This window comes from Mycobacterium sp. IDUB_28 (assembly GCF_055419285.1).
This window is the reverse complement of record NZ_JBVAXK010000007.1, coordinates 224,371-234,242: the sequence shown is the minus strand read 5'-3', so window position 1 is coordinate 234,242 and position 9,872 is coordinate 224,371. Positions and strand designations below refer to the sequence as shown.

Annotated in this window: 8 protein-coding genes; 4 read left to right on the top strand and 4 right to left on the bottom strand. The window is 66.6% G+C overall.

Annotated features, from left to right (window positions below; all coding sequences use genetic code 11):
- Positions 1-198: 198 nt before the first annotated feature.
- The 3 genes from ACZYZ9_RS16810 to sucC form a co-directional block, all read right to left on the bottom strand.
- Positions 199-1,725: an acetyl-CoA acetyltransferase gene (locus ACZYZ9_RS16810; RefSeq protein WP_463827391.1), complete on the bottom strand. Its 1,527-nt coding sequence runs from the start codon at positions 1,723-1,725 to the stop codon at positions 199-201.
- A gap of 118 nt (positions 1,726-1,843) precedes the next feature.
- A complete protein-coding gene (gene sucD, locus ACZYZ9_RS16805; RefSeq protein WP_463827390.1) occupies positions 1,844-2,746 on the bottom strand; it encodes a succinate--CoA ligase subunit alpha in 903 nt (300 codons plus the stop codon).
- 18 nt (positions 2,747-2,764) lie between these two features.
- Entirely contained in the window at positions 2,765-3,928 is a 1,164-nt protein-coding gene (gene sucC / locus ACZYZ9_RS16800) for an ADP-forming succinate--CoA ligase subunit beta (RefSeq protein WP_463827389.1), read from the bottom strand.
- 295 nt (positions 3,929-4,223) lie between these two features.
- Here sucC and ACZYZ9_RS16795 point away from each other — a divergent pair, with 295 nt between their 5' ends.
- Positions 4,224-5,273 (top strand): M23 family metallopeptidase, encoded by a 1,050-nt coding sequence (locus tag ACZYZ9_RS16795; protein ID WP_463827511.1) that lies wholly within the window; start codon positions 4,224-4,226, stop codon positions 5,271-5,273.
- A gap of 3 nt (positions 5,274-5,276) precedes the next feature.
- Complete coding sequence (locus ACZYZ9_RS16790; RefSeq protein WP_463827388.1) at positions 5,277-5,837, top strand: hypothetical protein; 561 nt, start codon at positions 5,277-5,279, stop codon at positions 5,835-5,837.
- An 83-nt stretch (positions 5,838-5,920) separates the two neighbouring features.
- On the opposite strand, the gene pcrA is transcribed toward ACZYZ9_RS16790, so the two are convergent.
- On the bottom strand, positions 5,921-8,236 hold the full coding sequence (gene pcrA, locus ACZYZ9_RS16785; protein WP_463827387.1) for a DNA helicase PcrA: 2,316 nt from the start codon (positions 8,234-8,236) through the stop codon (positions 5,921-5,923).
- 229 nt (positions 8,237-8,465) lie between these two features.
- Here pcrA and ACZYZ9_RS16780 point away from each other — a divergent pair, with 229 nt between their 5' ends.
- Positions 8,466-8,780, top strand: coding sequence for a chorismate mutase (locus ACZYZ9_RS16780; RefSeq protein WP_463827386.1), 315 nt, complete (start codon positions 8,466-8,468; stop codon positions 8,778-8,780).
- Positions 8,781-8,887: 107 nt separating this feature from the next.
- On the top strand, positions 8,888-9,829 hold the full coding sequence (locus ACZYZ9_RS16775; protein WP_463827385.1) for an esterase family protein: 942 nt from the start codon (positions 8,888-8,890) through the stop codon (positions 9,827-9,829).
- Positions 9,830-9,872: the final 43 nt, after the last annotated feature.

Sequence of the window (9,872 nt, the reverse complement as noted above, 5' to 3'; positions counted from 1 at the left end):
GGTTCGCGGGCCGAGCGTCACGCCAGCGTGACGCCGCACGCCGAACGTCACGCTGGTGTGGCCCCCACGAGCGCCGGGGCGCCCCCGCGATCGGTTCGCGGGCCGAGCGTCACGCCAGCGTGACGCCGCACGCCGAACGTCACGCTGGTGTGGCCCCCACGAGCGCCGGGGAGGGTGGGATCGAGCGCCGGGGAGCCGTCAGCGCGGCAGGCAGCGGTTTCCGTAGTCGAACGACTTCACCTGCACGGCCGACCCGAGGGGTTCGCCGTCGGTCAGCAGCGAGATCAGGTCGTCGTCTTCGGTCGTTGCCAGGAAGCGGCTGCCGTCGGTGTCCAACCGCCCGATGACGATCCCGGTCAGGCGGCCGTTGTCGCGGCGCACCGTGTAGGTCTCGACGGTGCCGACGCCGTCGGCGTTCTCGGTCACCGGCACGCGGGGCGCACCATCGATCTGCGCCTGTAGCTCGGAGCTGCGATCCGCACGCCAGGGTCCCGGCGCGGTGGAATAGATCCCGACCGAATACTTGCTCTGAATGCCACCGTTGGCGCCGACGAACCCGAATTGTCCTGGCGCGCTTCGCATCCGCGCGACCGTCTCGGCCACGCCGTGCATCGAGTAGTTGTTGCCGGCGCCGCCGAAGAACGGCAGTCCACCGGTCAGCGTCAGGCCACGCGGGTCGTCGGGGGCGATGCCCAGTCCGTCGCAGATGTTGAAGACCGGCACCGCAAAGCAGCTGTACAGGTCGAACGTCGCGACCTCGTCGACGCCGATGCCGGCCACGTCCAGCGCCTCGCGGGCGGCCAGCACCGCCGACGGCGCGTGCCCGAGGTCCGGACGGTCGAGAAACGGCGGCGCTTCCAGGTCCGCGTGACCACGCAGGTACACCCACTTGTCTTCCGGCACACCCAACCTGCGCGCCGCCCCGACCGACATGAGCAGCGCCGCCGCGCCCTGGTTCACCTGGTCGCGGGCGACCAACAGTCGCGGATACGGCTCGGTGATCATCCGGTTGCTGTCGGTGACCGTGATCAGTTCGTCGACGGTCCGTTCCACCGGTGAAGCCGAAAACGGGTTCGCCGCAGCAACTTTGGTGAACGGCGCGAACAATTCCCCGATGCGGCGCAGATACTCGACCGGGCTAAGCCCGGTGCCCGCGCGGCGGGCGTTCTCCATCAGGGCGTACTGGGTCGGTGCGTCGACCAGACCGTGGATCACCATGTAGCGGTTGATCAGCTTTTCGATGCCGGACCCGCGGTCCTCCAGGTCCCCGTCGATGGTCTCGCTGAAGTCCGGCTTGTCCTCGCGGTCCGCGAAATACCGCAGGGTCGACGTCGCGTCCGACCCGAAGATGAGCGCGACCTCCGAGCGGCCGCCGGCGATGTCACCGGCCAGCTCGGTGATCAGGTGCTGAGGCCCCTGCCCGCCGATGATCTCCAGGATCGCCCGCCGCGGTTCGGCGCCGACCCGCTTGGCCACCGACCGGGGGTAGTTGTTCGATCGGCCCAGCGGGGCGGTGGCCACCGGTCCGGAGATCTCGAACTGCCGGATGGCCGCGATCGTGTCGATCTCGGCGGCGACAGCCTTCGCGTCGCAGTCGTCCAGCGCAGCCTGCGCCGCGGCGGCGGCCAATTCCACCGGCGACATCGCCCGGTAATCCGGATCGTCGATACGCTCGGCAGCCTGCCCGACGCCGACGACGACGGGCGTCCGCGGATCAAGATTCATAGATCTACTATCTACCGCAGTGCCGAGCAGACGCAAAATCGCCCCGGAGCACATGTTCCAGGGGGACTTTGCGTCTGCTCGCCGGCAGTTCTCGCGCCAGCACGGGCGCCAGCGGGTGCTACAGGCTCTGCAGGATCTCCCGGGCCAGCGCCGCCGTCTCCGACGGTGTCTTACCGACCTTGACCCCGGCCGCTTCCAGCGCTTCCTTCTTCGCCGACGCGGTACCCGAGGAACCGGACACGATCGCTCCCGCGTGACCCATCGTCTTGCCCTCCGGGGCGGTGAATCCCGCGACATAGCCGACGACCGGCTTGGTCACGTTGGCCTTGATGAAGTCGGCTGCCCGCTCCTCGGCGTCGCCGCCGATCTCACCGATCATCACGATGAGCTTGGTGTCGGGATCTTTCTCGAACGCCTCGATGGCGTCGATGTGGGTGGTGCCGATCACCGGGTCACCGCCGATGCCGATCGAGGTGGTGAAGCCGAAATCGCGCAGCTCGTACATCATCTGGTAGGTCAGCGTGCCCGACTTGGACACCAGCCCGACCGGCCCCGGCCCGGTGATGTTGGCCGGGGTGATGCCGACCAGCGACTGTCCGGGGCTGATGATGCCCGGGCAGTTCGGGCCGATGATGCGGGTCTTCTGACCCTTCGCGACGTTGTACGCCCACGCATAGGCGCTGTCCTGCACCGGGATTCCCTCGGTGATGACCACCAGCAGCGGGATCTCGGCGTCGATGGCCTCGGTGATCGCGTCCTTGGCGAACTTCGGCGGCACGAAGATGATCGAGACGTCCGCGCCGGTCTTCTCGATGGCCTCGACGACGGTGCCGAACACCGGCAGTTCGACGTCGTTGTCGTCGGCGTCCTTGTGCGCGACGGTGGTGCCGGCTTTACGGGCGTTGACGCCGCCGACGATCTGGGTACCCGCCTTGAGCATCCGCGCAGTGTGTGTGGTGGCCTCGGCTCCGGTGATGCCCTGGACGATGACCTTGTTGTCCTTGTTCAGGAAAATAGCCATGGGTCGGTTCTCCTCTGCTCAGGCGTTCGCCAGCTGGGCGGCTTTGTCAGCACCGGCGTCCATCGTCTCGGCCTGGATCACCAACGGGTGATTGGCCTCGGCCAGGATGCGCCGACCCTCCTCGACGTTGTTGCCGTCCAACCGCACCACCAGCGGCTTGTTGGCCTCGTCGCCCAGGATCTCCAGCGCCTTGACGATGCCGGTGGCCACCGCGTCGCAGGCGGTGATGCCGCCGAAGACGTTGACGAAAACGCTCTTGACTTCCGGGTCGCCCAGGATCACGTCCAGTCCGGCTGCCATCACCTCGGCCGAGGCGCCACCACCGATGTCCAGGAAGTTGGCCGGCTTGACGCCACCGTGCTTCTCCCCGGCGTAGGCAACGACATCCAGCGTCGACATCACCAGGCCGGCACCGTTACCGATGATCCCGACCTCGCCGCTGAGCTTGACGTAGTTGAGGTCGTGCTGCTTGGCCTTGAGCTCCAGCGGGTCGGTGGCCTCGCGGTCCTCGAACTCGGCGTGACCGGGTTGGCGGAAGTCGGCGTTGGCGTCCAGCGTCACCTTGCCGTCCAGCGCCAGGATCTTGTCGTCGGGAGTGCGTACCAGCGGGTTCACCTCTACCAGCGTCGCGTCCTCGCCCACGAACACGGCCCACAGCTTCTCGATCGTGACGGCCGCGGCGTCGAGCACCTCAGCGGGCAGGTGCCCCTGCTCGGCAATGGACCGCGCGAAGTCCCGGTCGACGCCCTTGACTGCGTCGACCGCCACCTTGGCGAGTCGGTCGGGCTTGGTCGCGGCGACCTCTTCGATCTCCATACCACCTTCCACCGAGCACATGGCCAGGTAGCTGCGGTTGGCCCGGTCGAGCAGGAAGGACAGGTAGTACTCCTCGGCGATGTCGCTGGCCTCGGCGACCAGCAACTTCTTCACGATGTGGCCTTTGATGTCCAGGCCGAGGATGTTCTTGGCGTGCTCGTAGGCCTCGTCCGGGGTGGCTGCGTACTTCACACCCCCGGCCTTGCCGCGGCCGCCGGTCTTGACCTGCGCTTTGACCATGACGGGCTTGCCGACTTCCTCGGCGATGGCGCGCGCGCCCTCGGCGGTGTCGGTCACCCGGCCTTGCGTACCGGGCACCCCGTGCTTGAGGAACAATTCCTTGGCTTGATACTCGAACAGATCCATGGGCGTCACTGCCTTTGCTCGGCTAACTTGCTAGTCCACTAGGGCGGCGGTGGCCCCAAATCGGCACCGCGCCCGGAGGAACTGTATCGACACCCGAAATGGTCTCCGCCGCCGCATCCACCGCTGTGGCGCAGGTCACCGAATGTATCCTCGCCCGAAACCGTGATCCAAGTCACAATTTCGACGGGATTCCATACCGAGGTTGCTAGTTTTACCCCTCAGCCGTTACCGTCTCATGGTCCAGATAACGTTATGGTCACGATCCGAGGACATCCCAGCTTTGTCCCAGCACCGAATTTCCCGCGCTGCCAGCGCAGTAGCGGCTCGCCCGTCCCGGGACCGCTGGCTGCGTCACCACCCCAACGAAGTCACCGAGATCATCCCGTTAGATGGCTTTGATGAACTCGACGACATGGAACTCGCCGATCTCGACGAGCTCGACTTCGGGGAATCCGAGTTCGACGTGTCAGAGCAGCTGCTGCACGCGCCCGAGCTCGACGATCTGGATGACACCGACGACCTGACGCCGCTGTGGCTGGCCGCTCCCGTCACCGAGGTGCTCGCCCGGGTCATCATCCCCGCGCCGGAGCCGGTCTCGGTCCGGTCGCTCACGACGGACGTCCCGTCGGTTCCGCGCCGGGGCGGCAGTCACCGCAAGCAGCCGACCAGCGCGGCCAAGGGTCGGCTACTGATCGGCGCGATGGCCGCCGGTGCGGCCGCTGCTGCCACGCACACCGCACTCACCCAATCCGAGACGCCCAACATCGAGACGGTGCTGACCGCGAATGCGTCGTCGATGTCCGGCGGGTCCGGGGCGACCGCGCCGCGGGGCGCCCAGGTGATCGCCGCTCAGCCCGGCAACGTCAGCGTGCACAACGAGGAATTCGCCCGCGGCGTGGCCTTCGCACAGGAACGCGCCCAGCGTGAGGCACGGCTGCAGCAGCCGCTCTACGTCATGCCGACCAAGGGAATCTTCACCTCCAATTTCGGCTACCGCTGGGGTGTATTGCACGCCGGCATCGACCTGGCCAATTCGATCGGCACCCCGATTTACGCGGTCTCCGACGGTGTCGTCATCGACGCCGGACCGACCGCGGGCTACGGCATGTGGGTCAAGCTGCTGCACGCCGACGGCACCGTCACCCTGTACGGCCACGTCAACACCACGTTGGTCAGCGTCGGGCAGCGGGTGATGGCGGGTGACCAGATCGCAACGATGGGCAACCGGGGGTTCTCCACCGGTCCGCACCTGCACTTCGAGGTTCACTTGAACGGCTCTGAGCGCATCGACCCGGTACCGTGGCTGGCCAAGCGCGGGCTGTCGGTCGGTAATTACGCCGGCTGACCGGTGAGCGCGCCGACCGACCCTGCCGGACGCGAACCTCCCGAACAGCCACGAACCCGGATCATTCGCCGCGCGCCCACCGAGCCGCTGCCGGTGGTGCCCGACTCAGCGCAGCCCACGCAGATCATCCGGCGTGCGCCATCCTCCGGTGCCGCCGCGGCCCCGGTGGACCCCATTGCCGCGCTGCCCGGTCTCCCGCAGCCCAGCCCCCGTACTGCGGTCGCGGCCGGCGCCGTGAGCATCGTCAGCGGATGGGCCACCTCGGTGGTGGCCACCGACCTGATCGCCGGCTGGTGGCGCACCGACCGGCTGTTCTGCATCGCGGTCGGGTTCCTTGCCCTGGTCTTTGCGATCACCACCGTCTCCGGGGTGATCGCGCTGCTGTTGCGCCGGCCGGTCGGGCGTCACCTGATCACGGCCGGAGCGGTGGTCGCGCTGCTCACTTACCTCGGCGTGTTCATCGCGGGCGCCCGGGTGGCGTGGTTGGTGCACGCGCTGCCGCTGCTGCCGGTCGCCAGCGCGGTCCTGGCGGCACTGCCGGAGACCAAACGGTGGACCGACTGAGCTTCAGCAGCGACAAACGTCTGGCCCGCCGGTGGCCACCGGCGGCAGCCGTCACCTGAATCCGGTCTGTTCCCCGGGGCGGGTCAGAGCTTGCCGATCGGGGCGTGGTTATGCATCAGTTTGACCCGCCCGGCACTGCCGAAATCGATCAACGACATCGCCGATTCGCCGGTGCCGGTCACCTCTTCGACCCGGCCCAGGCCGTACTTGTCGTGCGTCACTCGGTCGCCGGGCTCGAGCACGATGAGCGGGCGCTTGCTCGCACCCGAGCGGGTCGGCGCGGCACGCGGCGTGCCGAACCGGCCCGCACCGCTGACCGGCGCGCTGAACGACGGCTTAGGCGCGGTTCGTCGCCAGTCGATGAGCTGCTGGGGAATCTCGCGCAGGAAGCGCGATTCCGGATTGAGCATCGGCTGCCCCCAGGACGAGCGGACGATGGCCCTGCTCAGGTAGAGCCGCTGCCGGGCCCTGGTGATCCCGACGTAGGCCAGCCGGCGTTCCTCGGACAGCTCGCCCGGGTCATCCAGCGCCCGCATGTGCGGGAACATGCCGTCCTCCCAGCCCGTGACGAACACCACCGGGAACTCCAGCCCCTTGGCGGTGTGCAGCGTCATCAACGTGACCAGACCCGCGCCGTGCTCGGGAATCTCGTCAGTGTCGGCGACCAGGGAGACCCGTTCCAGAAAAGCCGCCAGGATTCCGGTGTCCGGCACGTCCTCGTCGTCGGTGTCGCCTTCGGCTGCCAGTGCCGCCGCGTTTGCCCGATCGATGCTGAATTCGTGTGCGACGCTGACGAGTTCGTTGAGGTTGTCCAACCTCGCGAGCTCCTGCGGATCGGTCGACGACTCCAGCTCGCGGCGGTACCCGGTGCGTTCGAGCACCGCCTCGACCAAGTCGCCGAGATCGTCGTCGAGGTGTCCCCGCAGCTCGTCGAGCAACTCCACGAAGCCGGCGATGCACTTCTCCGCGCGGCTGTTGAGCATCGGCACTTTGCCCGCGGCCGCCGCCTGCAGTGCGTCGGCGAAGCTCGCGCCGGTGTTCTCGGCGTACACCGCCACACACGCCTCGGCGCGGTCACCGATGCCGCGGCGCGGGGTGTTCAGGATGCGCCGCATGCTGACGGCATCGCCGGGATTGTCCAGTACCCGCAGGTAAGCGACGATGTCGCGAATCTCCTTGCGTTCGTAAAAACGAACTCCCCCAACGACTTTGTACGGAATCCCGGCGCGGATGAACACCTCTTCCAGGGATCGCGACGAGTTGTTGGTGCGGTAGAAGACCGCGACGTCGTTGTAGGTGATGTCGCCGCGGTCGGCCAATGCGTCGATTTCGTCGGCGACGAACCTGGCCTCGTCGTGCTCGTTGTCGGCGACGTAACCGACGATCAGTTCACCCTCGCCGGCGTCGGTCCACAGCCGCTTCTCGCGGCGCCCCGTGTTGCGGGCGATCACCGAGTTCGCCGCGGACAGGATGTTCTGCGTCGAGCGGTAATTCTGTTCCAGCAGAATCGTTCTCGCGTCCGGGTAGTCACGTTCGAAGTCTTCGATGTTGCGGATGGTGGCACCGCGGAACGCATAGATCGACTGGTCGGCATCCCCGACGACGCACAACTCCCCGGGTGGCACACCATCCTCGGTGTCGCGACCGACCAGTTCCCGCACCAACATGTACTGCGCGTGGTTGGTGTCCTGGTACTCGTCGACCAGAACGTGGCGGAACCGGCGTCGGTAGTACTGCGCGATGTCGGGGAATGTCTGCAGCACCGCGACGGTCTCGCCGATCAGGTCGTCGAAGTCCAAGGCGTTGGCCGCCCGCAGCCGGCGCTGATACTCCCCGAAAACCGATGCCACGGTGCGGGACAGGTCGTCGGACTCGTCGGTGAGGTTGGACACCGCCTGGTGCGGATCGATCAGCTCGTTTTTGAGGTTGGAGATGGCGTTGGCCAGCAGCCGGGGCGAATACCGCTTGATGTCCAGGCCCATGTCGCGGCCGATCATCTGCAGCAGCCGGCGGGAATCGTCGGCGTCGTAGATGGAGAAGTTGGAGTTGAGCCCGTCGATCAGCGATGCCTGGTTACGCAAGATCCGCACACACGACGAGTGGAACGTCGACACCCACATGTAGCGGGCCCGCGGACCGACCAGGTTGACCACACGTTCACGCATCTCGGCGGCCGCTTTGTTGGTGAACGTGATCGCCAGGATCTGACCGACGCTCACGCCGCGCTCAGCGACCAGGTAGGCGATGCGGCGGGTGAGCACCGCCGTCTTGCCCGAGCCGGCACCCGCGACGATCAGCAGCGGCGAGCCCTCATGGACCACCGCCTGGCGCTGTTGCTGATTGAGACCGTCGAGCAGTTGCTCGGCTTCGGATTTTGCGTCAGTCGCGTGCACACTCATGTCCGTCCAAACTTACCGCCGCTGCCCGACACCCACGCCCTTCCCGCCACTAATTACCGAGTTTTTGCGTGCGTGCGGCCATTGGTGGCACACTCGGTTGGTGCTCAACGTGCAGCCCCGATTTTTCTACGGGTACCCGTCAGCGGTGCCCGTGGCGTAGCTGCTTTCGCAGAGCCCCGTGGTCCGCTTCGGCGATCGGGGCTCGTCTTTCGTGTGAGGCCCGAACCGGATGAGACCAGACCCACCACCTCACGAAAATGCGGAGATAGCAGAAATGAACACCGAGACCATCGATACCGCAGAGCTCGATATCGACGAATTGCGCGAAGAGATCGACCGGCTCGACGCTGAGATCCTTGCCGCCGTCAAGAGACGCGCCGAGGTGTCCCAGGCGATCGGCAAAGCCCGGATGGCATCCGGCGGCACTCGGCTGGTGCACACCCGGGAGATGAAAGTCATCGAACGCTACAGCGAGTTGGGTCCGGAAGGAAAAGACCTCGCGATGCTGCTGCTGCGTCTGGGCCGGGGACGACTCGGCCACTAATCGGTTACTCCTGCCGTTACATTCGGCAGTTTGCTGATTTGCCCCGGTAAGCTCCGCCGGACATGGCTGCGTCGTCAAGAGCTGCACTTTCACCGTTACGTCGGCTGATGTCGCTATCAGCCGCAGCGTTGCTCGCCGTCACGGGTGGGTTCTCGGCCAGCACGGCGATCTGTTCCGCCTGGTCCCGCCAGGGTCAACCGATCGAGTACCTGATGGTCCCCTCGCCGTCGATGAATCGCCAAGTCAAGGTGGAGTACCAGGGCCGGGCAACCGGCGGGAGCTCGCACGCGGTGTATCTGCTCGACGGGATGCTGGCCCGCGACGACTTCAACGGGTGGGACATCCACCTGCCGGTATTCGAGTGGTTCGGCCAGTCCGGACTGTCGTTGGTGCTGCCGACCGGTGGCATGGCCAGCTTCTATTCCGACTGGTATCGGCCGGCAGTCGGCAACAAGGGCATGTGGACCTACAAGTGGGAGACATTCCTGACGCAGGAGCTGCCGGCCTGGTTGGCGACGAACAAGGGCACCAGCACGACCGGGAACGCCGTCGTGGGCGCCTCGATGAGCGGTTCCGCGGCATTGATCCTGGCGGCCGATCATCCGCAGAACTTCGCCTACGCCGCGTCGATGTCGGGTTTCCTCAATCTGTCCGCGGGTAACTGGCCCACCCTGCTCAGCGCGGTGCAGATGGGAGCAGCCGGCTTCCGATCCGACGCCATGTGGGGGCCCGCCGGTGACCCCGCGTGGGCCGATCACGACCCCACGGTCAACGCCGCCAAGCTGGCCGCCAACAACACCCGCATCTGGATCTACACCGGCAACGGTGGCGAGTCAGACCTCGGCACCAAGCTGGACGCCAGCCTGCTGGAAAGCGCTACCCGCATCAGCAACAAGGTCTTCGCGGCCCGCTACAAACTCAAGGGCGGCCACAACGGCGTATTCAATTTCCCCGCCAACGGCACGCACACCTGGCAGTACTGGGGAGAGCAGTTGCAGGCGATGCTGCCGGATCTGCAGCAGGTGCTGGGCAGCACGCCCGCACGCTGAGAGGTCTCTGGCTGCAGATCGCCGGATGAGTCTCGAGCCCTGA